The organism is Olsenella sp. oral taxon 807 (assembly GCF_001189515.2).
GTDB lineage: Bacteria > Actinomycetota > Coriobacteriia > Coriobacteriales > Atopobiaceae > Olsenella_F.
This window is the reverse complement of record NZ_CP012069.2, coordinates 3,047,209-3,071,508: the sequence shown is the minus strand read 5'-3', so window position 1 is coordinate 3,071,508 and position 24,300 is coordinate 3,047,209. Positions and strand designations below refer to the sequence as shown.

Annotated in this window: 19 protein-coding genes and 1 tRNA gene; 1 reads left to right on the top strand and 19 read right to left on the bottom strand. The window is 64.1% G+C overall.

Annotation, left to right across the window (positions count from 1 at the left end; all coding sequences use genetic code 11):
- The first annotated feature begins 31 nt into the window (after positions 1–31).
- Positions 32–2,146: a Stk1 family PASTA domain-containing Ser/Thr kinase gene (gene pknB, locus ADJ70_RS13210; RefSeq protein WP_083444043.1), complete on the top strand. Its 2,115-nt coding sequence runs from the start codon at positions 32–34 to the stop codon at positions 2,144–2,146.
- 378 nt (positions 2,147–2,524) lie between these two features.
- Here the strand turns inward: pknB and ADJ70_RS13205 are convergent.
- The 19 genes from ADJ70_RS13205 to ADJ70_RS13115 form a co-directional block, all read right to left on the bottom strand.
- A tRNA-Arg gene (locus tag ADJ70_RS13205) sits at positions 2,525–2,600 on the bottom strand.
- A gap of 133 nt (positions 2,601–2,733) precedes the next feature.
- Entirely contained in the window at positions 2,734–3,882 is a 1,149-nt protein-coding gene (locus tag ADJ70_RS13200; RefSeq protein ID WP_050342147.1) for a hypothetical protein, read from the bottom strand.
- Positions 3,883–3,900: 18 nt separating this feature from the next.
- A complete protein-coding gene (locus ADJ70_RS13195) occupies positions 3,901–5,022 on the bottom strand; it encodes a hypothetical protein (RefSeq protein ID WP_050342145.1) in 1,122 nt (373 codons plus the stop codon).
- 17 nt (positions 5,023–5,039) lie between these two features.
- Complete coding sequence (locus ADJ70_RS13190; RefSeq protein ID WP_050342143.1) at positions 5,040–6,155, bottom strand: hypothetical protein; 1,116 nt, start codon at positions 6,153–6,155, stop codon at positions 5,040–5,042.
- A gap of 17 nt (positions 6,156–6,172) precedes the next feature.
- On the bottom strand, positions 6,173–7,111 hold the full coding sequence (locus ADJ70_RS13185; protein ID WP_157051554.1) for a hypothetical protein: 939 nt from the start codon (positions 7,109–7,111) through the stop codon (positions 6,173–6,175).
- A gap of 183 nt (positions 7,112–7,294) precedes the next feature.
- On the bottom strand, positions 7,295–8,413 hold the full coding sequence (locus ADJ70_RS13180) for a hypothetical protein (protein ID WP_050342139.1): 1,119 nt from the start codon (positions 8,411–8,413) through the stop codon (positions 7,295–7,297).
- 12 nt (positions 8,414–8,425) lie between these two features.
- On the bottom strand, positions 8,426–9,016 hold the full coding sequence (locus tag ADJ70_RS13175) for a hypothetical protein (RefSeq protein ID WP_050342137.1): 591 nt from the start codon (positions 9,014–9,016) through the stop codon (positions 8,426–8,428).
- Between the two features lie 129 nt (positions 9,017–9,145).
- Complete coding sequence (locus ADJ70_RS13170; protein ID WP_050342135.1) at positions 9,146–9,862, bottom strand: hypothetical protein; 717 nt, start codon at positions 9,860–9,862, stop codon at positions 9,146–9,148.
- Positions 9,849–10,745 carry a phosphoribosylaminoimidazolesuccinocarboxamide synthase gene (locus ADJ70_RS13165; protein WP_172674513.1) on the bottom strand — a complete coding sequence of 299 codons (897 nt, stop codon included), beginning with the start codon at positions 10,743–10,745 and terminating at the stop codon, positions 9,849–9,851. The genes ADJ70_RS13170 and ADJ70_RS13165 overlap by 14 nt, the downstream gene beginning before the upstream one ends.
- A 102-nt stretch (positions 10,746–10,847) precedes the next feature.
- The gene (locus tag ADJ70_RS13160; RefSeq protein WP_253273200.1) at positions 10,848–12,446 is read right to left on the bottom strand and encodes a HAMP domain-containing sensor histidine kinase; all 1,599 of its coding nucleotides are present in this window, start codon (positions 12,444–12,446) and stop codon (positions 10,848–10,850) included.
- A gap of 9 nt (positions 12,447–12,455) precedes the next feature.
- Positions 12,456–13,193, bottom strand: coding sequence for a response regulator transcription factor (locus ADJ70_RS13155; RefSeq protein WP_050342132.1), 738 nt, complete (start codon positions 13,191–13,193; stop codon positions 12,456–12,458).
- A 95-nt stretch (positions 13,194–13,288) separates the two neighbouring features.
- Complete coding sequence (locus ADJ70_RS13150) at positions 13,289–14,731, bottom strand: Tat pathway signal protein (RefSeq protein WP_253273199.1); 1,443 nt, start codon at positions 14,729–14,731, stop codon at positions 13,289–13,291.
- Between the two features lie 457 nt (positions 14,732–15,188).
- Positions 15,189–16,559: an adenylosuccinate lyase gene (purB, locus tag ADJ70_RS13145; RefSeq protein ID WP_050342130.1), complete on the bottom strand. Its 1,371-nt coding sequence runs from the start codon at positions 16,557–16,559 to the stop codon at positions 15,189–15,191.
- A gap of 164 nt (positions 16,560–16,723) precedes the next feature.
- Positions 16,724–17,038 carry an LlsX family protein gene (locus ADJ70_RS15790; RefSeq protein ID WP_050342128.1) on the bottom strand — a complete coding sequence of 105 codons (315 nt, stop codon included), beginning with the start codon at positions 17,036–17,038 and terminating at the stop codon, positions 16,724–16,726.
- Positions 17,039–17,052: 14 nt separating this feature from the next.
- Positions 17,053–17,637: an ABC transporter permease gene (locus ADJ70_RS13135; protein ID WP_256381293.1), complete on the bottom strand. Its 585-nt coding sequence runs from the start codon at positions 17,635–17,637 to the stop codon at positions 17,053–17,055.
- Between the two features lie 150 nt (positions 17,638–17,787).
- Complete coding sequence (locus ADJ70_RS13130) at positions 17,788–18,669, bottom strand: ATP-binding cassette domain-containing protein (RefSeq protein WP_050342124.1); 882 nt, start codon at positions 18,667–18,669, stop codon at positions 17,788–17,790.
- A gap of 1,176 nt (positions 18,670–19,845) precedes the next feature.
- Positions 19,846–21,273 (bottom strand): argininosuccinate lyase, encoded by a 1,428-nt coding sequence (argH, locus tag ADJ70_RS13125; RefSeq protein WP_050342122.1) that lies wholly within the window; start codon positions 21,271–21,273, stop codon positions 19,846–19,848.
- Positions 21,274–21,403: 130 nt separating this feature from the next.
- On the bottom strand, positions 21,404–22,708 hold the full coding sequence (locus ADJ70_RS13120; RefSeq protein WP_083444041.1) for an argininosuccinate synthase: 1,305 nt from the start codon (positions 22,706–22,708) through the stop codon (positions 21,404–21,406).
- Between the two features lie 578 nt (positions 22,709–23,286).
- Positions 23,287–24,273: a hypothetical protein gene (locus tag ADJ70_RS13115; protein ID WP_050342120.1), complete on the bottom strand. Its 987-nt coding sequence runs from the start codon at positions 24,271–24,273 to the stop codon at positions 23,287–23,289.
- Positions 24,274–24,300: the final 27 nt, after the last annotated feature.

Here is a 24,300-nt window from a genome sequence, read left to right as displayed (position 1 = left end):
GCGGCTCGAGCGCCGCGGGATAGGAGAGACAATGTCAGACAGGGCTCTTGGTGGACGCTATGTCATCCAGGACAAGATCGGCACCGGCGGTATGGCTGTGGTGTATCGTGGCCTCGACCAGGTGCTGGGCCGCACGGTCGCAGTTAAGACGATGCTGCCGCAGTTCGCGGGCGACTCGTCGTTTGCCGCTCGCTTCAAGCAGGAGGCACAGGCTGCGGCAGCCCTGCAGAGTCCCTACATTGTGTCGGTCTACGACTGGGGCCAGGACAATAACACCTACTACATCGTCATGGAGTTCCTGCGCGGCACCGACCTCAAGAGCGGCATACGCAAGCACGGCGCCCTCGACTGCAAGAAGGTCGCGCAGATCGGCTCTCAGATAGCCCAGGCCCTCTCGGTCGCCCACCGACACGACATCATCCATCGCGACATCAAGCCGCAAAACATCATGGTGCAGCCAGATGGCAACATCAAGGTCATGGACTTTGGCATCGCACGCGCCAAGAACAGCCACCTGACCACCGATAACTCCGTCCTGGGAACCGCCCACTACGTCTCACCCGAGCAGACGCAGGGCAAGGAGCTTGGCCCCACGACCGACATCTACTCGCTTGGCATCGTGATGTACGAGGCCGCGACGGGTTCCGTTCCCTTTGATGGCGATGACGCGATCTCGGTCGCGCTCAAGCAGGTCAACGAGCAGCCCATGCCACCAAGCCAGCGCAACCCCCAAGTTGACGCATCGCTTGAAAGCATCATCCTCAAGTGTATGCAAAAGGACCCTAACGATCGCTTCCAAACGGCCGACGAACTTGCGCACGTGCTCAGGGACTACCTTGCTGGACGTCTTCGGGCAGTCAACAGCGCCACGGCGGGCGAGAACGTGACCTCACCCATTCCCGTCGCCACCACCAGACAGGCCACGGGAACACTTCCCGTGGCAGGCAATGCAACGGATCTGCCGCCCATGATCAGTCCCGCCAGCCGCTCGAAGCCCCAGACGGCAACCGAAAAGGCCCGTCAGGATGCGGAAAGGCAGCGCAAGAGACATCGTCGTAACATGGTGGTGGGAACGCTCTTGGGAGCTATCCTTCTGATTGGCGCCGTCGTGGCGCTTGCGTCTGTGCTTGGCCCCACAAATCAGACCCAGAGCGTACCCAACCTACACAACCTCACGCAAGAGCAGGCACTGCAGCAGATCACTGACTCCAACTACTTCACGAAAGGCACGATCAAGGAGGAGTATAACTCAGCCGTCGAGAAGGGGCTCGTCTCAGACCAGGATCCCGATGCCGGTCTGCAAAAGCCGAGAGGAACCCAGATCAACATCGTGATCTCCAAGGGCAAGGAGCCTGCCGCGACGGTGACGGTACCGGACCTCGCGGGCATGACGCCCTCTGCCGCCGAGTCCGCCCTGCGACAGGTAGGCCTCGTGGGGCAGGCGGGTGACTCCGTCTTCAGCTCGGATGTTGAGGTGGGCGCCGTAGCTGCACAGAACCCCTCTGCCAACGCCACCGCAAAGGCCGGGGACATCGTCACCTATCAGCTTTCTAAGGGCGTCGAGACCGCGACCATACCGAATGTGGCGGGCAAGTCGCAGGCCGATGCAAAGAGCGCCCTCGAGGCTGCTGGCTTCTCGGTGGACGTCAAGAAGTCCGAGAGCGACACTACTGACGTGGGCTATGTCATCTCCCAGTCTAAGACCGGAACGGCAGAGAAGGGGGCGACTATCACGATCACGGTCTCGACGGGACCCTCGAGCCTAAGCGTGCCCAACGTCGTGGGCTCGACGGAGAGCGCTGCAAAGGAGGCCCTCGAGTCAGCGGGCTTCGACGTCGCAGTCGACCACGCCACGAGCAGCTCCGTGTCCAAGGGCAAGGTCATCAAGCAATCTCCGACGGGCTCCGCAAAGAGAGGCGCGACGGTCACGATCACGGTCTCGTCGGGTCCCGCATCTAGCTCTGGGAGAAACAACGGCAGTGGCGGCAACACCGGTGGAGGCAACACCGGGGGCGGCAACACCGGAGGTGGCAATACGGGAGGCGGCAACACCGGGGGTGGCAATACTGGCGGGGGCACCGGTGGAGGCAACACCGGAGGTGGCACCGGCGGCAATACCGGTGGGGACAACGATAGCGACGGGTAACGTTGCAGAGCGCGCCTTTTGGTCACGTCGCGGCCAAGGGGCGGCTGCAGAGTGCGCTTCTCCGTGAGGTTTGACGCGCAGAGTGCGCTTTTCCGTGAGGCGACGCCACGTTTGCGCAGGTGAGAAAAAGTGCACTCTACGGAAAAGCGCATTCTGTACGTTGGATCTCACGGAAAAGCGCACTTTGGCTCGCTCGCCCAGAGCTCGCCTCACGGAAAAGCGCATCCTACAACCTACCGGCCTCACGGAGAGACGCATTCTGGCCGTTCTGAAGACCCCAGAGTGCGTCTTTCCGTGAGGTCCCACAGCCAGAATGCGTCTCTCCGTGAGGTGAAGAAAAAACCCAGGGGCAGCAATGCCTCTGGGCTCTCTGTCTTATGGTGACCCCGGGCGGATTCGAACCGTCGACACCAGGTTTAGGAAACCTGTGCTCTATCCCCTGAGCTACGGGGCCGTACGCGAGATATTTTAGCATCACTTGCCAGCTTTTTACGTGTGATATTAGAGGTTCCCATATCGCGGGCGGCCCCCACGACGACGGCCGCGCGGCGGCTGTGCGTTCCCTCCATGAGGACCTCCCCCTCGACCTAGACGGGATGGCGCGGCGTGGGGACCAGCCCCACGCCCGGGTAGACCACACCGTAGAAGCCCACGCCGTCCGCGTACCTGCGGGGGACCGCCGCCATGGTGAGGAGGCCGGTCGCGCCCTCCGGCACGGCCCCGTCGCCGAACGGGCTCCCCCCGTCGTACGTGAGCCGGATCTCGGCCGAGTCCCAGCTCACGCCGACCGCCCGCGACAGGCGTCCGGGGCCGTGCGGCAACCTCTCGTACGACATCAGGTAGAAGTGGTCCTCGAGGGGGTGCCCCCCGACCATCTCGCGGAGGGGCGCGAAGCCCGCGAGCCCCCACTCCCACGCGGCGAGGGCGAGCTGTCCCGCGGTGTCCACGACCACCGGGTGGCCGGGGGGCACCGAGACGCCGTCCGACGGGAGGCACGGCCAGCTCTCGATGTGCGCGTCGTCGGACCCGACTCGGCACGGCCTCCACCAGTAGCCCGCCCCGTCTCGCTCCTCGCCCGGGTAGACGACACCCCCGAGGCCGGGCCCCTCGTAGAGCTGCGGGGCTACGCCCGCGAGACCGGACCCCGCGTGGAGCGAGCGCGGGACGGCGGCCATGTGGAGGCGGGCGGACCTCGCCTTGCCCCAGGCGACGACCTCGCCCCAGGCGGTATCCCCCTCCTCCGACACGAGATAGACATCAACGCCCGACCGTCCCTCTCCGATCAGCACGGAGCCGACCGAGCTCTCGGGGCGCGGGGGCTCACCGAGGGGGCGCTCCTCGAGCACCAGGAGGTAGAAGTTGTCCTCGATGGGGTTCCCCTCGACCATCCCGAGGAAGGGGGCGAGGCCGTCGAGCCCCCACTCACGCTCGGCGTGGGCGAGCTGCTCCGGGGTGTCTATCGCGACCACTTCCACCATCGAGCGCCTCTCGTCGGCCATCACCCGCGTGCCGCACTCGCAGTCCCCGACGTGGACCTCGCCGGGCCCGTAGCTGCTCGTCTTTGACCAATCCCAGTCGCCCTCCCCCGGCCGGCTGTACTCCAGCGGGGGAAGGGGCTTCTGCGGCGTCTCCTCCTCGCGCTCCGTGCGCGGGTTTGCCGCCAGCGCCGCCCACGCGGCCCCGGCGGCGAGCAGGGCCACGGCGACGGCCGCGCGGCGGCTGTGCGTACCCTCCATGAGGACCTCCCCCTCGACCTAGACGAGATGGTACGGCGTGGGGACCAGCCCCACGCCCGGGTAGACCACACCGTAGAAGCCCACGCCGTCCGCGTACCTGCGTGGGACCGCCGCCACGGTGAGGACGCCGGTCGCGCCCTCCGGCGCGTGCCCGTCGCCGAACAGGGGGCTCCCCCGGTCGTACGTGAGCCGGATCTCGATCGAGTCCCAGCTCACGCCGACCGCCCGCGACAGGCGTCCGGGGTCGTGCGGCAGCCTCTCGTACGACATCAGGTAGAAGTGGTCCTCGAGGGGGTGCTCCCCGACCATCTCGCGGAGGGGCGCGAAGCCCGCGAGCCCCCACTCCCACGCGGCGAGGGCGAGCTGCCCCGCGGTGTCCACGACCACCGGGTGGTCGGGGGGCACCGAGACGCCGTCCGACGGGAGGCACGGCCAGCTCTCGATGTGCGCGTCGTCGGGCCCGAGGTAGCACGGCCTCCACCAGTAGCCCCACCCGATCCGCTCCTCGCCCGGGTAGACGGCGTACTTGAGGTCGGACCCCGCGTGGAGCGAGCGCGGGACGGCGGCCATGTGGAGGCGGGCGGACCTCGCCTTGCCCCAGCCGACGACCCTACCCCAGGCGGTGTTCCCCTCTTCCGACACGAGGAGGATGTCAACGCCCAACCGCCCCTCCCTGAACATCACGGAGCTGACCGAGCGCTCGGGGTACGGTGGTCCCTCGAGGGGGCGCTCCTCGAGCGCCAGGATGTAGAAGTTGTCCTCGATGGGGTTCCCCTCGACCATCCCGAGGAAGGGGGCGAGGCCGTCGAGCCCCCACTCCCGCTCGGCGTAGGCGAGCTGCTCCGGGGTGTCTATCGCGGCCGTCTCTCCCCCCATCGAGCGCCTCTCGTCGGCCATCACCTGCGTGCCGCACTCGCAGTCCCCGACGTGGACCTCGCCGGGCCCGTAGCTGCTCGTCTTGGACCAGTCCTCGTAGTCACCCCCCGGCCGGCTGTAGTACTCCTCCAGCGGGGAAGGGGGCTCCTGCGGCGCCTCCTCCTCGCGCTCCGGGCGCGGGTTCGCCGCCAGCGCCGCCCACGCGGCCCCGGCGGCGAGCAGGGCCACGGCGACGGCCGCGCGGCGGCTGTGCGTACCCTCCATGAGGACCTCCCCTCGACCTAGACGGGATCATACGGCGTGGAGACCAGCCCCACGCCCGGGTAGACCACGCCGTAGAAGCCCACGCCGTCCGCGTACCTGCGGGGGACCGCCGCCACGGTGAGGAGGCCGGTCGCGCCCTCCGGCGCGGCCCCGTCGCCGAACGGGCTCCCCCGGTCGTACGTGAGCCGGATCTCGATCGAGTCCCAGCTCACGCCGACCGCCCGCGACAGGGGACCGGGGCCGTGCGACAGCCTCTCGTACGACATCAGGTAGAAGTGGTCCTCGAGGGGGTGCTCCCCGACCATCTCGCGGAGGGGAGCGAAGCCCGCGAGCCCCCACTCCCACACGGCGTGGGCGAGCTGTCCCGCGGTGTCCACGACCACCGGGTGGCCGGGGGGCACCGAGACGCCGTCCGACGGGAGGCACGGCCAGCTCTCGACGTGAGCGTCGCCGGGCCCGACGCGGCACGGCCTCCACCAGTAGCCCGCCCCGTCTCGCTCCTCGCCCGGGTAGACGACACCCCCGAGGCCGGACCCCGCGTGAAGCGAGCGCGGGACGGCGGCCATGTGGAGGCGGGCGGACCTCGCCTCGCCCCAGCCGACGACCTCGCCCCAAGCGGTGTCCCCCTCCTCCTCCGACAAGAGGCCGACGTCAGCGTCCGACGACCCCTCCTTGATCACCACGACGCCGACCGAGCGCTCGGGGCGCGGGGGTCCCCCGAGGGGGCGCTCCTCGAGCGCCAGGAGGTAGAAGTTGTCCTCGATGGGGTTCCCCTCGACCATCCCGAGGAAGGGGGCGAGGCCGTCGAGCCCCCACTCCCGCTCGGCGTGGGCGAGCTGCTCCGGGGTGTCTATCGCGGCCGTCCGCCCACCCATCGAGCGCCTCTCGTCGGCCATCACCTGCGTGCCGCACTCGCAGTCCCCGATGTGGACCTCGCCGGGCCCGTAGCTGCTCGTCTTGGACCAGTCCTCGTAGTCATCCCCCGGCCAGCTGTACTCCAGCGGGGGAAGGGGCTTCTGCGGCGCCTCCTCCTCGCGCTCCGGGCGCGGGCCCGCCGCCAGCGCCGCCCACGCGGCCCCGGCGGCGAGCAGGGCCACGGCGACGGCCGCGCGGCGGCTGTGCGTACCCTCCATGAGGACCTCCCCTCGACCTAGACGGGATCATACGGCGTGGGGACCAGCCCCACGCCCGGGTAGACCACGTCGTAGAAGCCCACGCCGTCCGCGTACCTGCGGGGGACCGCCGCCACGGTGAGGAGGCCGGTCGCGCCCTCCGGCGCGGCCCCGTCGCCGAACGGGCTCCCCCGGTCGTACGTGAGCCGGATCTCGGCCGAGTCCCAGCTCACGCCGACCGCCCGCGACAGGCGTCCGGGGCCGTGCGGCAGCCTCTCGTACGACATCAGGTAGAAGTGGTCCTCGAGGGGGTGCCCCCCGACCATCTCGCGGAGGGGAGCGAAGCCCGCGAGCCCCCACTCCCACACGGCGTGGGCGAGCTGTCCCGCGGTGTCCACGACCACCGGGTGGCCGGGGGGCACCGAGACGCCGTCCGACGGGAGGCACGGCCAGCTCTCGACGTGAGCGTCGCCGGGCCCGACGCGGCACGGCCTCCACCAGTAGCCCGCCCCGTCTCGCTCCTCGCCCGGGTAGACGACACCCCCGAGGCCGGACCCCGCGTGAAGCGAGCGCGGGACGGCGGCCATGTGGAGGCGGGCGGACCTCGCCTCGCCCCAGCCGACGACCTCGCCCCAGGCGGTGTCCCCCTCCTCCTCCGACAAGAGGCCGACGTCAGCGTCCGACGACCCCTCCTTGATCACCACGACGCCGACCGAGCTCTCGGGGCGCGGGGGCTCACCGAGGGGGCGCTCCTCGAGCACCAGGAGGTAGAAGTTGTCCTCGATGGGGTTCCCCTCGACCATCCCGAGGAAGGGGGCGAGGCCGTCGAGCCGCCACTCCCGCTCGGCGTGGGCGAGCTGCTCGGGGGTGTCTATCGCGGCCGTCTCTCCCCCCATCGAGCGCCTCTCGTCGGCCATCACCTGCGTGCCGCACTCGCAGTCCCCGATGTGGAGCTCGCCGGGCCCGTATCTACGCACCTTTGTCCTGGGTCGGATCATATGGCCCCCATTTGGCCGGTGGGGCTCCTGCGGCGCCTCCTCCTCGCGCTCCGGGCGCGGGCCCGCCGCCAGCGCCGCCCACGCGGCCCCGGCGGCGAGCAGGGCCACGGCGACGGCCGCGCGACGGCTGTGCGTACCCTCCATGAGGACCTCCCCCTCGACCTAGACGAGATGGTACGGCGTGGGGACCAGCCCCACGCCCGGGTAGACCACACCGTAGAAGCCCACGCCGTCCGCGTACCTGCGTGGGACCGCCGCCACGGTGAGGAGGCCGGTCGCGCCCTCCGGCGCGGCCCCGTCGCCGAACGGGCTCCCCCGGTCGTACGTGAGCCGGATCTCGCTCGAGTCCCAGCTCACGCCGACCGCCCGCGACAGGCGTCCGGGGCCGTGCGCCAGCTCCTCGTACGACATCAGGTAGAAGTGGTCCTTAAGGGGGTGCCCCCCGACCATCTCGCGGAGGGGCGCGAAGCCCGCGAGCCCCCACTCCCACGCGGCGAGGGCGAGCTGTCCCGCGGTGTCCACGACCACCGGGTGGCCGGGGGGCACCGAGACGCCGTCCGACGGGAGGCACGGCCAGCTCTCGACGTGCGCGTCGTCGGGCCCGAGGTAGCACGGCCTCCACCAGTAGCCCCACCCGATCCGCTCCTCGCCCGGGTAGACGGCGTACTTGAGGCCGGACCCCGCGTGGAGCGAGCGCGGGACGGCGGCCATGTGGAGGCGGGCGGACCTCGCCTCGCCCCAGGCGACGACCCTACCCCAGGCGGTGTTCCCCTCCTCCGACACGAGGAGGATGTCAACGCCCAACCGCCCCTCCCTGAACATCACGGAGCCGACCGAGCGCTCGGGGTACGGTGGTCCCTCGAGGGGGCGCTCCTCGAGCGCCAGGATGTAGAAGTTGTCCTCGATGGGGTTCCCCTCGACCATCCCGAGGAAGGGGGCGAGGCCGTCGAGCCCCCACTCCCGCTCGGCGTGGGCGAGCTGCTCCGGGGTGTCTATCGCGGCCGTCTCTCCCCCCATCGAGCGCCTCTCGTCGGCCATCACCTGCGTGCCGCACTCGCAGTCCCCGACGTGGACCTCGCCGGGCCCGTAGCTGCTCGTCTTGGACCAGTCCTCGTAGTCACCCCCCGGCCGGCTGTAGTACTCCTCCAGCGGGGGAAGGGGCTCCTGCGGCGCCTCCTCCTCGCGCTCCGGGCGCGGGTTCGCCGCCAGCGCCGCCCACGCGACCCCGGCGGCGAGCAGGGCCACGGCGACGGCCGCGCGACGGCTGTGCGTACCCTCCATGAGGACCTCCCCTCAGCCGACGCTGCCTGGATTTGACTCGTGGCTCAGCTCGCCTACGGGAATGACCCCATTTCTGCCGATGTCGAACACATGCCACACGGTCCCCGCGCCCTTGTCCCTGGGAACGTAATACGTTGCCATAAGACCATTGCCACTGTAGACCCTAACGAAAGCCCCCGATAGGGAGAGCTCCCTCGAGTCTGGTCTACTTCGATTGCTGTAGTCGTAAACAAAATATCCTATCAGCTCGTTCTCGCCCAGCGAGGCCACATCCACGGTCATTGTCACGGTCTCTGGCCCAAACGATGTCGTGTCATCGAGGTCCAGCCTCGCCGATATCCTACCCCCATCCACGGAATCCGACTTGTGGTAGTAACAGACGTGCAACCTCTTCTCGCCCCCCGAGCGAAGTGTCAGGTGCGAGTCAAGATCTCGTGGGGTATCCCCCCACGTAAGGATGATGCGATACTCATCTTGGGGCAGGGTCGGGGACAGCGCCATAGACGTCACATCGTCACTAGTAGTCGCGACGACGTTGTAGCGCCCCGTCACATAGCCGTCCTTTGAAACCTCGACGGTGTAAGAACCTGGCGTTATGGACAAATCGCATCCTCCTCTGGAACGGAGCGGCTACGCCAAACTCATCTAATCACCATAATAACCCTGTACTGGGAGTTCAGCAAGCGATATGCGATCTTTTGTAAGAGAATCGGCCCCCTGACCTCTCGCCACCTACTTGTGCTGTTCGCGACGGGCCTTTCGGGCAGCCTTTTTCGCTGCCTTCGCCTCGGCTTTTGCGGCGTCCCGCTTCCGGGCCTCCTCGGCGTCCCTCTCCAAGATCTGCAAGACTTTTTTCTCGCTCATGCCCCCAACAAGGTCTCTGGTAGAGTTGCGTATCGGTCGCACCTTGATGAGGTAGTAGATGGCCGCCGCAATGAGCACCACGTAGGCGAGCACGATCATAGAGACGTACGCAAAGGCATGGGGATGCTCCGATCCCGCCTCGCCCCCCGAGAGTGCGGTCGCGCCAAACGTCAGGACAAAGCACACGCCCACAAGAATCCACCATAGGCGAGAACCGCGCCTATAGGCCGGATCATTTCTGCATAGGATCTGAATCGCAGACTCGCGACGATCATCCCGGTCGCGCTGCCTCCTGCGTAGCTCACGCCGCTCCTCGCGGCTCATCTCCGACTCGGACCGGCCGGACTCGCTTTGCTGACCCGAGCGAACCTTGGCCGAGTTGACGACGCGCACCCCGCGCGCGGCCTCCCGTGTCGGCTTGGCCCGCGAGGCGGAGCGCCTCGAGAAGCCGCCGCGTTTCTCGCTCGCACCGGTCTCGCTCTGGCCGCCCACTTTGTCGCCTTGACCTTTTGCCGCCCGCGCAGGCAGGTTGCCGGCCTTCTCGGCCTCGCGACGAGCGGCCTCTATCGTATCACGCAATGACATGTGACTCCCTCATGGGCCTGAACTGGGTGCCGCAGATGAGCTGGAACGCCTCCTCGTAGCGGCCCGTCGTGCCCTCGATGACCTCTGTGGGCAGGTGTGGGGGCTGTCCGGTCATATCCCAGTTCGCCTTGAGCCAGTCGCGCACATACTGCTTGTCGTAGCTGGGCTGGACATGACCCGGCACATAGCCTGCGGCGGGCCAGAAGCGACTGGAGTCGGGTGTGAGCGCCTCGTCGATGAGCGCAAGACGACCGTCGATGAAGCCAAACTCGAACTTGGTGTCGGCGATGATGACACCGCGACTCGCTGCGTATGCGGAGGCGGCGGCATAGATCCGAAGGGAGGCATCGCGGATCTGCTCGGCCACATCCACACCCACGATGTCGCAGCAGCGCTCAAACGAGATGTTCTCGTCGTGCTCTCCTAGCGCCGCTTTGGTCGAGGGCGTGAAGATGGCCTCGGGGATCTTCGAGGCCTCGACAAGACCCGCAGGAAGGCTGATGCCGCAGACGGTACCATCCTGGTCGTAGGTCTTCTTTCCCGAACCGGTAAGGTAGCCGCGCACGATGCACTCGATGGGAACGGGCCTGGCCTTCCTCACGAGCATGGAGCGACCCGTGAGGTAGTCGGCATACCGTTGGTGCCCTGCGGGGTAGTCTGCCACGTCCATCGAGATCAGGTGGTTGGGCATGACGTCCTTGAACCTGTTAAACCAGAATGCCGAGAGGCGCGTGAGCACCTCCCCCTTGTGGGGAATCTCGTCTGGAAGGATAACGTCAAACGCGCTAATGCGGTCACTCGCGACCATGAGCAGGCTGTCGCCACAGTCGTAGATGTCACGAACCTTACCACGCGAATCCGGGCGAAGCTCCATAGCCCCCATATGTTCTCCTCACATCGTGTCCTGCTCCCTGCGTCGCTGCGCGCGCGGGCAATCATGATTGTACTGTATGGGAGCGGCCACGGGCACCCGCGCGTCGCCTTCCTAGCGAGCCTCCCTGGCGTCCGTAGCGCCCTTGTGCGCAACCTGCCCCGCATTCGGCGCGGCCCACTGCTGTGACCTGGCCTGGGTCAGTGGAATCCTCAGTGTGAAGGTGGTCCCCTTACCTAGCTCGGACTCGACGGTAATGCTGCCGTTGTGCCTGTCGGCGATCTCCTTGGTAAGGGAAAGTCCAACACCGAGCCCTCCAGAGACCCTCTCGCGACTCGCATCCGAGCGCCAGAAGCGCGAGAACACGCGCGAGATGTCCTCCTTCGCAATACCGATGCCCGTATCCCTGACGCTGATGAGCGCGTCCGTTCGCTCACGCTCGATGGAAATGACCACCGACCCTCCCTCAGGCGTGTAGCGCATCGCGTTGGACATGAGATTTGTTATGGCCTCACGTATGAGGTCGGGGTTGATCTCTGCGTTGAGCTCATGCGAGGGCGTCCTGTCATCAAAGCGCAGGCTGAGGTCCTTTTCCTTGAAGAGCTGCTCCTGCATGGAGACAAGGCTCCTCATGAGGTAGACGAGGTCGGTCCTCTCGACCACAAGATCGCTCGTGTCGCTCTCGATGCGCGAGAGGTGGAGCATCGCATCGACGAGGCGAGAAAGCCTCCTGACCTCAGACGCGACCGTCTCGAAGTGCTCGTCATCTGCGGGCAGGACGCCGTCCTGCATCGCCTCGACGGTGGCTAGGGTCGCCATGAGCGGGGTCCTGAGCTCGTGGGCGACATCGCTCGTAAGGCGATGCTCGAACTTTATGTCGTGCTCCACCTCGCTCGCCATGCTATCGAAGGTCTCGCCGAGCCGACCAAACTCGTCGTCTCCCGTGAGGCCGGTGCGCGCCGTGAGGTCACCGTTCCTGATGCGGGCGGCCGTGTTCGTGATTCGCTGGATAGGCTGTGCCAGGGAGCGCGAGAACAGATAGCCGATGACAAGGGCCACGGTGATGGCGATGGCGGCCGCGACGGCAATAGCATTGTACGAGCTGGTCCTGAAGGCGACATCGCTCCTGGTGAGAAGCGCATCCGACTCAAGGGTCCACATGCGCACCGAGCCGACGACGGTCCCCGTGCCGGTGGTGACGTTTGCCGAAACCATCGAGTCCACGCCAACCGGAATAAAGCGGCCCACGCGACCCGGCTCCCTCGCGTCTCCGCCAGGCGTGCCATCCCCATCCTCGCCCACGGGATCGTCGTAGATCAGGTTGCCACGCGCGTCAAGCACCTGAACGCTGACATCGGGAAACGACTTTGACGCATAGGTCGCGTAGCTCAGCACGTCAACGGTCCATCCACCCTCGGCCTCATACTGGAGCGCAAGGTTCTCTGCGGTTTGCTCGGCCAGTCTCTGCATGTTCTGGCGCGTGTAGCTCTGGAACTGTCCCTCCCAGGTGAAGGCGAGGACCACAGAGAGGACGAGTGCCGTCGTGATCGACGTCAGGACAAAGTAGAACGCCATCCTGCCGCTGAAGGTCTTGGTCGCCCCCGGGGGCCTCGTCTTGTGCGGGACCGTGCTGAAGCTTGCCCTTGGCGGATCGCTGCGGCTTGGTCCAGTATCACCGTGGTAGTGCTCCAGCTCATCAAGAGAGTCTGTCACGGGCAGGGCCTATTTCTTCTCGCCCTCGCTACTAGCGCCCTCGCTAAACCTCTGCGTAGCCTCAAAGCGATAGCCCACGCCGTGGACGGTATAGAGCCAACGTGGGTTGCGTGGGTCATCGCCAAGCTTTGCGCGGAGGTTCTTGACATGGGAGTCTATAGTGCGCTCATAGCCCTCGAAGTCGTAGCCCAAGACCTTCTCCACAAGCTCCATGCGCGTGTAGACGCGTCCCGGATAGCGTGCCAGCGTCGTCAACAGTTTGAACTCCGACGCCGTGAGATCGACCTCCTTGCCCTCGACAAGCACCTTGTGACCCGAGATATCAATCACGAGGTCACCAAAGTCAAGAATCTCGAGCTGCGGCTCAGTCTCGGTGTGGGCGCGACGCAGCAGGGCGCGCACGCGGGCGACGAGCTCGCGCGGCGAGAAGGGCTTGATGAGGTAGTCATCTGCCCCCAGCTCGAGGCCGATGATGCGATCCTCGACCTCGCCCTTGGCGGTGAGCATGATGATGGGCACGTTCGAGGTCTCGCGAACCGTGCGGCACACACGCTCGCCCGAGAGCTTGGGAAGCATGAGGTCCAACACGATGAGGTCAAAGCTGTGCTTCTCGAACTCCTCCAGCGCGCTCTGTCCGTCACCCACCCCGCGCACGATGTAGCCCTCGCGCTCGAGATACGCCGCCACTGCGTCGCGAATCGTCTTTTCGTCCTCAACCAGGAGAATCTTCTTCTCTTCTGATGTCATGAGAGTCCCTCCTATCTTGTTGCGGTCCTTACGGCACACAAAATACTGTCAATCTCTACATATATTAGCGCATGTCGGATTTCTTCGCACGGAAACTATAGCGAGAAGCTTCGCACGTTCACCGATTCGGGATAGCCGGTGTTCTGCGCCTTGATCGTGGCAAAGGTCACAAAGTTGGAGCACTCTCCTGCGCGGGCGGGATACTCGCCGTAGTCAACGCAGCGGTTTGCGGCAATGAGGGTGGAGTAGCTGCGCTCGGTCGTGTTGACGACAAAGTACGAGGAGCTTGCCCTGATGACATAGAGGCCATCCTTGCCCGCCACTGCCGCAGCCGGCTCGCGCGGGAGCGCCACGAAAGGACCGCTGCCACGGCCGATGTAGGTGCCCATGACCCCAAGGAGCCCTCCCGATGAGTAGGTCGCCTCTATCGAAAACGCGAACTTATCACCTATGCGCACCGCGTTGAGCGGCCTGACGGTCTGGGGGAGCACCAGACGGTCTATCTGGGTGGCAAGGTTGTCCGACAGCGAGTAGGCCGTGATGCCGTAGTAGGTGCCCTGGCTCGCGTTGACGCGCGGCACCAGCGTCACCGTGTCGTTCGACACGAGTGGCTCGGTGGCAAAGCGGCCGGGTGACTCCACCACCGAGCGCGCGTCGCTATCCCCGACGCTCCAGACATAGCAGAAGGAATGCTCGGTGGTTTTGTGTCCCGAGATAGACGGCATGACCTGCCAGATGACCCGCTTGCCCGTCACCGCAAAGGGCGCTGGGTCGAAGTCGGAGTTCGCACTCCACAGCGCCGTCGGAGAGCCGCTGAGCACGCCACCAGAAAACGCGGAGGCATAGAGCGCCCAGTCATGGGTGAGGAGGTTTAGCTCAACCCAGGCAAAGACTGAGTCTGAGCAGCGCACGTCATAGATCACGACGCTCGTCTTGTCGTCCGCGAGCGGCTCTTTGACGACCTCCTTTAGGGTTCCGGTCTCGGTCGAGAAGGCCGAGGCCTTCACCATCGGCGCGGCAGAGGAACCCGCCGTCGTGACAGGCACCCATTTGCCCTCGGCGGGATGGAGGACGTTACCGAGGGCTATCGTCCAGCTGGCGCCCTGCGTGAGGGGAAGCTCGACTGAAGAGTAGTTGCTCTGGTTGGTCTTGGGGTCTATGACGTAGTCTGCCTTGTTCGAGTCAACGACCGTCGGCGTGCCGTCCTCCCCCCGTTTTGACGTACAGCTCCTCACCACGCCTATCGTGCCAGCGGCCGCAGCGACGATACCAACTCCCGCAGCCGCCCTGATGACGGTGCGGCGCGTGAGGGTAAAGCGGGGGCGGGACCTTGGAGCGCCTGCGGAGGACGAGCCGGAGGCCTTGGAGCTATGATGGCCCTGCGTACCCTGTGAGGGCGAGGGACCCTGTCGCGTCGCAGGCCCGCCCGGGCGAGGGGCCCTCGAGGACGACGTGGGGGCCGAGGCCTGTCGCTTCTTTGTGGCACGAGGACCTCTGGCGACACCTTGCCCCTGTGCGTTGTCGGAAAGCTGCGTCAAGGAGCCTCTCCTCCATCGGCGTGAATGCTACTGAGCTCCAAGTATACCCAGCAAGACACGGCGCTCTCAGTCACAGCGTGGCCTCCTCAGCTCACCTGCAGCGCCAGACTAGCAGCGGCGTCACTCGCGCCAGCCGCCGCAGCTTGCGTCGCAGCTTGCGTCGCAACTGGCGGCGCAACTGGCGGCGCAACAGTGTACACAAATGCCCCAAAACGGGCCCGAGAGGCTATTTTCGCCAATCTGTGTACACTCCTGCGTCTCCCCCACGTCTGCCCGCGCGACCGGGCGGGGTCACGGGTCCCACGACGTCAACGGCCCCATGGCACCCGCGATGCCAGGGCGCTCGGGCCTGAGGACCACGCCGCCGGAGCGATGACGCAACCAGCTACCCACACGAGCTCATGAAGCCTCGCTTTTTTCTTCCTTCTTGCTGTCTATAGCACTAAGATCCGCCCGTCTAGGCCCCGCAGGACTGCCCCTCATCGTCAAAGCTCAGCCCCTCCAGACGCTCGAAGACGACGCCCACGCGGGCCAGAAAGCTCTTGGGGTCAAAGATGGCATCGAGCTGGCCCGTCGTGAGTGTGCAGCGCTCATCGGCCTCGAGCCTCTCGCGAAAGCTCTTCCCCGCCTCGCACCGCTGCACCTCCGCCCACGTGGACATGGCGCTCTCCTGCACGATCTGGTAGGCGTCCTCGCGTGTGAGGCCCGTGTCCACAAGGGCCAGCAGCACCTTGGACGAGAAGATGAGCCCCCGCGTCCTGTTGAGGTTGGCGCGCATCTGCTCTGGGTAGAGCACCAGGCCGTCTATGACGCGGATAAGGCACTGGAACATGTGGTCGAGGGCGACGAAGGAATCCGCCTGGGCGACGCGCTCGGCCGAGGAGTGACTGATGTCACGCTCATGCCAGAGGGCAACGTTGTCGAAGGCTACCTGCGCGTTGGCCTTGACGACGCGCGAGAGGCCACAGACCTTCTCCATCGTGATGGGGTTGCGCTTGTGGGGCATGGCCGAGGAGCCCTTCTGCCCCTTCTTGAACGGCTCCTCGGCCTCGAGGGTGTCGGTCTTTTGGAGACCGCGGACCTCAGTCGCGATGCGCTCGCAGGTGGACGCGACGGTCGCGAGCACGCCCGCCAAGAAGGCATGGTGGTCGCGGGAGATGACCTGCGTGGAGAGCGGGTCGACGGCAAGCCCCAGCCGCTCGCAGACGTATCGCTCGACGCGCGGGTCGATGCTCGAGTAGCTGCCCACCGCGCCCGAGATCGCGCCGCAGGAGATGCCCTTCCTGGCGTCGACAAGACGGTCGAGGTCACGCTTCAGTTCCCAGGCCCAAGAGCCAAACTTCATGCCAAAGGTCATGGGCTCGGCGTGGATGCCATGCGTGCGCCCCACGCAGAGCGTGTCTTTCTCCTCAAGGGCGCGACGCCTACAGATCTTGCCAAGCACCCTGCAATCCTTGATGAGGATGTCCGTGGCCTGCGAGAGCTGGTAGCACAGGGCAGTGTCGCCAAGGTCCGAGCTCGTCATGCCGTAGTGGATCCATCGGCTGGGCTTGGGGCCATCCTTCGGGACATCCGCGTCCACGTAGGAGCCCATGTTGGTGAGAAAAGCGATGACGTCGTGGTTGGTCACGGCCTCTATCTTGTCTATCTCGTCCTTGTCAAAGGAGGCGTGCTCGCGAATCCAGGAGGCCTCCTCGCGCGTGATGCCGATCTCGCCCAGCTCGGCATGGGCCTCGCAGGCAAGGACCTCGATTTTCTGCCAGATGGCATACTTGTTCTGGAGCGAGAAGACGTGGCCCATCTCGGGGCGCGTGTAGCGATCGATCATGGGATTCCCTTCCTGCGGGGCAACGCGAGCGACAGGCTCGCGCATGGACGTATGCTAGCGGCTTTCACCATAGCGAGCCCACCCCACAAGAGAGGCAACACTCGCAACCCCTTCATATTTTTGCCAAAGAGAAGAAAGCCACCAAGACGCAGACGCGCGGTATCTCACTTGTCCTTGGCTCTCGCTGCAAGCACTAGCTCGACCACCAATCCCATTCCAAGGGTGCAGGCCATACCAATGATGGACATGTTCGCACCGACTGCCTGGCCCACGGGACCATTGGAAGAACTCGTAATCTCATATATTGGAAGACCAAAGCAGGTGACCATATAGGATGGCGCCTGTGTGCTTGATACACTGGCGTAACCAACAAAAATCAGTGCGAAAAAGATGACACCGGTTATAGCAAAACCCCCGATAACATAGGAAACTAAGCGCGCTGGCAGACTATTCTTCAGTTTGTGAGAAATCTTTGACATTCCTATCACCGTCCCTATAACTTATGCCTTCTAAAGCGCCACAATCCAAAAAGAAACAGCAGCGACACGCCTATGTGTGCCATACAGATACGAAATGCATCAGCATCAAAGCGGACTGAACCCTGCCAGACATTGAAAAGATCGTTCATCCCATACTTCATCGGGATATAGCTCCCAATCAACTGGACGGTCTCAGGAAGGTCAGCAAAGGGCCCAAAGACCCCACAAAACAAAAACAGGGAGAACATGATGGTCAGGCCAAGGGGCATCAGAACTTGCTGGCTTGGAAAGCACAGCGCTAGGACTGCTCCAATCAGCAGGTACGTGACAAGTATCATCAAATAGTGTAAAAGAAACGAGAAAAACGCGGTCATACTCGGTATGTGCAGGCCAAAGAACAGCAACGCACATATGAAGCAGAGTAAAAACGTGAGGATTCCCATTGCGATATGCACGATTATATCGCTCGCTATCATATATGATGCGCGTACCCCAAGGAAGGTAAGACGCTTCAGGCTCCCATCCTCAATACGATTAGCAATCCAAATGGGAAACGATATCAGCGTCAAAGGCAGAACACCTATACCCAACGCAACCAAAAGGTACTTATCAATGAGATGTAACCCCCCCCGATGTCAATATTGCCATACGACACCATAATCACAACCATCATGAGCAGGGGAAATGCGAGGGAGAAAAAGACTGCGATGGGAATGCGCATCATAACCTTAAAATCTACCAAAAGATATCTAAGCACGGACGCTCCCCCTCTCCTGCGCATAGCGATACATCGAGTAGAAGTCAGGGGGACGAGACGTGTGGTTTATTCCGTGTCTCTGCAGGAAACGCTCCGCCTCTCTTGCCTGATTTTCATCCTCAAGGATGACGGCACACAAAGCACCTTCGTACTGCCTGATAAAGAGTGCGCCAGAGAAATTAACGTCCTGCGACAACGACAAGGAATCCTCTTGGGATACAAGGATGACTCCCGGATGACGGTATCGCTCCTTAAACGCATCGATAGTTCCCCAAAACACAACTTGTCCCCTGTCGAGCATAAGTATCTTGCCCGCCCATCCCACGATCTCCTCAAAATAGTGAGTCACCACGAGAACCGTTTTTGATGCCGTTCGCTCTCTTACGAGATGGAGCAGATGCATACGTTTCTCAAAATCTAGACCAGTAGTCAGCTCGTCAAAGATGAGAAAATCCGAATCACGGTACAGGACAAGTGCGAGGGAGAGACGCTGAAGCTCTCCCTGAGAAAGCCCACCAACCCGTGAATCAAGAATACCTGCTAGATCGAAGTCATGGACCATCTGCACGACTGAGGCATCCTTTAAGTTCTTTTGCGCAACTATACTGATAAGTTCCTTAACCTTCATCAGATGACCATAGTCATTGTTCTGAAAGAGAATCCCCACATCTCTAAAACTCGGACCCTTACGGATGGTACCTGAATATGGTCTTTGATCGATGATGCAATTCACTAAGGTCGTTTTACCTGCGCCATTTGGACCGACAATGGCAACTACATCCCCATGCAGAATGTCGATCGTCTGGTCAATGGCAAGGATGTTCTTGCCGCCCAAAACAACAGACAGGTCAGTTATAGTCAGCGAATCATCCATGAAACCTCATGACTCTTCTCAGTGGGCTGGGCCACCCGATGGGATTACCCGTCCTTTTTCCTTCGCACATGCGCGACTGCGGCCTGCACTGGTAGAGCAGGGGCAGAGGCTACCAAGAGGGCTTCAAGTCTACCCGAAGAAACATGGAGGTGCAACGGATGGATGGAATTGAGGGTCACTAAACGGCATCAACGCTATCTTTCACGGATAGACCAATGCTGTCCTTTCAGGGCTCTTCGGGGGTTAGTGTGAGTTGACGCCTCGGCGAATCGCGTCGCAACAGTGTACGCAAATGCTCCACTCTGCAACCGGCAACTCACGGAAAGGCGCACTCTGGGGGGTGTCGCCCTCACGGAAAGGCGCATTCTGGACGGGCGACGTCACGGAAAAGCGCATTTTGCGTGTGGGCCGGCCATAGAGTGCGCTTTTCCGTGAGATCCGGCGTATAGAGTGCGCCTTTCCGTGAGGTGGCGGGTGCAGACTGCGCTTTTACGTGAGACCGTCTGCACAGAATGCGCCTTTGCGTGAGGTGGCTCCACGTTTGCGCAGGTGAGGAAAAGCGCACTCTACGGAAAAGCGCATTCTGCGACCGGACCCTCACGGAAAAGTGCATTCTGTGCCGGCGACGCCACCTCGACGTCACGGAAAAGCGCATTTTGTGTGCGGCCCCTCACGAAAAAGCGCATTCTGCGTGCGGGCCTCACCAAAGGGCGCACTCTGCATGCGAGCGGTCGCACGGAGTGCGCCTTTCCGTGAGACGGCGGGTGCAGAGTGCGCTTTTACGTGAGACCGTCTGCGCAGAATGCGCCTTTGCGTGAGGTGGCTCCACGTTTGCGCAGGTGAGGAAAAGCGCACTCTACGGAAAAGCGCATTCTGTGCCGGCGACGCCACGGAAAAGCGCATTCTGCACCAGCGACGCCACCGCGACGTCACGGAAAAGCGCATTCTGCACCAGCGACGCCACCGCGACATGACCGAAAGGCGCACTCCGCATGCGAGCGGTGGTTGCGCCGAGAGGCCATTTTCGCCGATCTGTGTACACTCCCGTGTCACCACGGCCGTTCGCGCGCCAAGGTGCTCGGACCTGAGGCCCACGCCACCGGGACGGTGACGCAACCACCTACCCACACGAACTCACGACCCCCCTTTAGCCTGCAAAAAGCGTCCTGCCGCGCCTTATGCGCCAGGCCTGCCCTCGCTCTTGTCCCGCAGGGCCTTGACCTGGCGACGGTCGTGCTTGAGCAGCTTGGACGCCTCGTGCATCTGGAGCCTCACCGCCTCGTGGCCGGTGCCTCCGTAGGTATCCCTCGCTCTCACGATGCCCTCTGGGTTCAGGTCCTCGACGACGTCCTTGCCAAAAAGCGGCGAGAACTTCTGGAACTCCTCTGCGGTCAGGTCCTCGAGCCCCACGCGATGCCTCTCACAGTAGAGCACGAGCCTGCCCACGATCTCGTGCGCCTTGCGGAAGGGCAACCCGCGCTTGGCAAGGTAGTCCGCCACGTCCGTCGCCGCCGTAAAGCCCAGGCCCGCCTCGGCAAGCATCTGATGCGAGTGGACCTCCCAGCTGTCTATCATGCCCTCCATGCAGATCATGGCGTCACGCAGGGTGTGCGCGGCATCGACGGCACCCTCCTTGCACTCCTGGAGATCCTTGTTGTAGGCCAACGGCAACGACTTCATGGTGACCAGAAGCCCCATGAGGTCACCGTAGACGCGTCCCGTCTTGCCGCGCGTGAGCTCGGCGAAGTCGGGGTTCTTCTTCTGCGGCATGATGGACGAGCCCGTGGAGTAGGCATCCGAGAGCGTGATGAAGCCGAACTCCGTCGTGGACCAGGTGATGATCTCCTCGCAGAGACGCGAGAGGTGCATCATGCCCATGCTGCAGGCATAGAGCAGGTCAATCAGGTAGTCGCGGTCGCTCACGGCGTCCATCGAGTTGGGAACAGGATGGTCAAAGCCCAGAAGCTCGGCCGTGTAGAAGCGATCGAGCGGGTAGGTGGTGCCGGCGAGGGCCGCCGCGCCAAGCGGGCTGGCGTCCGCCGCCTGGTAGGCAGCCATGAGGCGCGTATAGTCGCGAGAGAACATCCAGAAATAGGCAAGCAGGTGATGGGAGAAGAGTACCGGCTGGGCGTGCTGCATGTGGGTGTAGCCCGGCATGATGGTGCCAAAGTTCTTGCGGGCGGCACGGACGATGACCTTGCGCAGGGAGTAGTTCTCGGAGATGAGGTTCATGAGCAGATGCTTGGTATAGAGGCGGATGTCGGTCGCCACCTGGTCGTTGCGCGAGCGCCCCGTGTGCAGGCGTGCCCCGGCTGCACCTATGTCCTCGATGAGCTCGGACTCCACGGCCATGTGGATGTCCTCGTCGTTGATGTTCCACTTGAACTTACCCTGGTCTATCTGGTGCTCAATCTCAAGGAGGCCCACCTCGATGTGCTCGACGTCGGTATCGGAGAGGATGCCCTGCCTGCCCAGCATCCTCGCGTGCGCGATGGAGCCCGCGATGTCCTGCTTGTACATTCGCTTGTCGACGGGCAGAGACGCCCCAAAGCGCTGCGTGAACTCGCTCACGCTCTGCTCGAACCTACCTGACCAGAGTGCCATGTGACGTCCCTCCTCCGTAATCGGCCTCCCAAGCCCGCCCCAAGGCAGGGCGCCTTGCCCCACATGTCAGGCAAGGCGCCACATACATACTATCTCCTGCGCCGCACAAGACGGCCGGCGTCTCGCAGCGTCACGCAGAGAGGCTGTCGGCGACCACGAAGGCAGGCCCATCCCCCTCGCTCGCCTCACCGCCCAGCCGGGCCGCAGGCCCCTGCACGCCCGACCAGGTCTTGCTGGGCAGGCTGTGGAGGTCGATGAAGCCCTTGGACGCGCTGCGGTCGAAGCTGTCCCCGACGCCGTAGGTCGCCAGGTTGAAGTCATAGAGCGAGTAGGCGCTCCTGCGACCGGTGACGGTGAGCGAACCCTTGTAGAGCCTGGCCTTGACCTCCCCGCTCACAAAGGCCTGGGTGCTGGCGCAGAAGGCGTCCAGAGCCTCCTTGAGCTGCGAGAACCAGAGGCCGTCATAGACGACGGTCGCCCACTGCTGGTCGATCAGGTGCTTGTACTGGAGCGTGTCGGCATCGAGGCAGAGGGTCTCGAGGGCGTGGTGCATGGTGATGAGAGCCAGCGACGCCGGACACTCGTAGCACTCGTGGCTCTTGAGACCCACGACGCGATCCTCGATCATGTCGAGGCGACCGTAGCCGTGCTTGCCGCAGATCTCGTTCATCTTGATGATGAGCGGGAGCAGGTCCATCTGCTCGCCGTTCAGCGAGACGGGCTTACCCTGCTCGAAGCCAAGGACGATCTCCTCGGGCGTGTCGGGGGCGTCCTCTGCGGAGGCGGTCATCGTCCAGATGTCCGCAGGCGGCTCCATCCAGGGGTCCTCGAGGACGCCGCACTCGATGGCGCGACCCCAGAGGTTGTCGTCGATGGAGTAGGGCTTCGCCGCAGTGGTGGGAACGGGCACGCCGTGGGCCTTGGCCCACTCCATCTCCTGCTCGCGGGTAAGGAGGTCCCACTCGCGCACGGGGGCGAGGATCTTGAGCTTGGGGTCAAGGGCATGGATGCAGGTCTCGAAGCGTACCTGGTCGTTGCCCTTGCCGGTGCAGCCATGGGCGATGTAGGAGGCGCCGGTCTTGTGCGCGATGTCAACGAGCTTGCTAACGATCAGCGGACGCGAGAGTGCCGAGAGCAGCGGGTAGCTGTCCTCGTAGAGGCCGTTGGCCGCGATGGCCTTGGTCAGAAAATCCTCGGCGTACTCCTCGCGCATGTCGAGCGCCTGGGAGTAGACCGCGCCCATGTCATAGGCCTTCTTCTCGACCCAGGCGAGGTCCTCCGCGTCCTGGCCGACGTTTCCGCAGATGGCTACCACGTCGAGACCCTTCTCGAGCTGTAGCCACTTGACCATGACCGAGGTGTCGAGGCCACCGGAGTATGCAAGTACGACCTTCTCCTTGGCGTTGCCATGTACGTTTTCATATACGTTTGCCATGATGTCCTACCTTCTTGATGTGGGTTACGTAGGTGTGGATTAGCGAAAGGTCAGATGGAGCTGCGACACCTAGGTAAAAGAAAGGCCCCGGCGATGCCGGGTGCCGAATCAGTCCGTCTGTCGTGGTGAGGGTGTAAGTCTTCCTCAGGGGACCGAAGCTACACGCGCTGGCGTCGCAGCGAGATTCGTCGACCCTGGCGTCGGGAGGAGCCTGCAAGCTGTGCGTTGTTCAGTTTCATGCTTCCCTCCCATCCAATGGATTGGTCCGTATGGCGTGTCCTGAGGGCGTCTACAACCTGTGCCGCTGACACCCTCTCGTTCTCTATAGGAAGATAATAACCTATGTGGACGTTTCCTTGCAGTCAAGTCATATTCGGTAGCCTACTCGAAACATTTGGGTGCGACACGCGAGAGAGGCGCGAGCGTGCACGTGCGACACACAGACCGACAGGCGAGCAATCGGCCGATTGGCCGAATGCGGATTGAGTGGTGCCGCACAGTCCGCAGGTAGACCCACCGTCGCCATGGGGACACTGGGCCGAGGCGCGCACGCAGTCGATTGGCCCCCAATGCCTACATCAGGCCCCGGACTCGTCCGCACCAGCGTTTCCCGGGCTGCCACTCTCAGCCCGACCACCAGCCCCGTCGCTGTCATTCCCAACCATCCTCCGTCCTACGTCCCCGTCAAGCCTCGCGCCCACGCGCTCGAGGGCGGCGCCGACCAGACAGAGGGCGCAGAGGCAGATGGTGACCTGCTGGACACGGGGGAGGAAGCCGTAGTAGCGGTAGTGCTCGGCGATGCCTCGGAGCATGAGGGCGACCAGAGCCGCGCACTCCGCCGCTCGAAGGGCCATGCGCCCGCGCCACCCCGCCTCCCCGCCTGGTCCCGGGCGCTCGAGGCCGACGAGCAGCGCCAGGGCCGACGCCGCGAGGAAGTGGGCCAGGCGCAGGACCACCCACGTCCGGTCCACGACATGCCCCACCTGCACGGCAAGCTTCGTCATCCCGGAGGCGTAGAACTCGTAGCACACCGCAGTGCAGACAGTGTAGAGGTAGATCCCCGAGACGAACGCGAGGCCCAGCGTCGCGACGTCGCCAGCGGCCCTGCCGTAGCGCGACGGCACGCTGCCGCCACCTGGGTGCCGCTCCGCCAGGAGTGCGGCCCCCGCGAGGAGCGCGACCACCCCGAGGGTCATGGGGAACCACCAGACCCGCGTGGGGGAGCAATCACGGATGCAGGCGAGTGAGAAACCGAGGATGTGCACCGCGAGGGGACCCAGGGCGCTCACCCTGCCCCTCCTCAGCCACAGGAGCGCCAAGGCGGCCGCGCAGAGCGGGTAGGCGTCTGTGAGCACCTCCCCTAGCAGAATGTACGCCTTTATGGAGTCCCTCTCCCCCGAGAGCGCCCCCTCGAGCCCCCAGAGCCGCACGTCGGCGAGGACCTCAGGAAAGGTGGGGATGACATACCCCACGAATCGAAGCACGTCCCCCACCAGGAGGAGGACCGCCCCCAGCAGCACGAGCGCCCTCCCGACCCTGCAGGCCACGCCGCCGCTCCCGCCCATGTGTCCTCCTCCCTCCGGCCCGCGCGC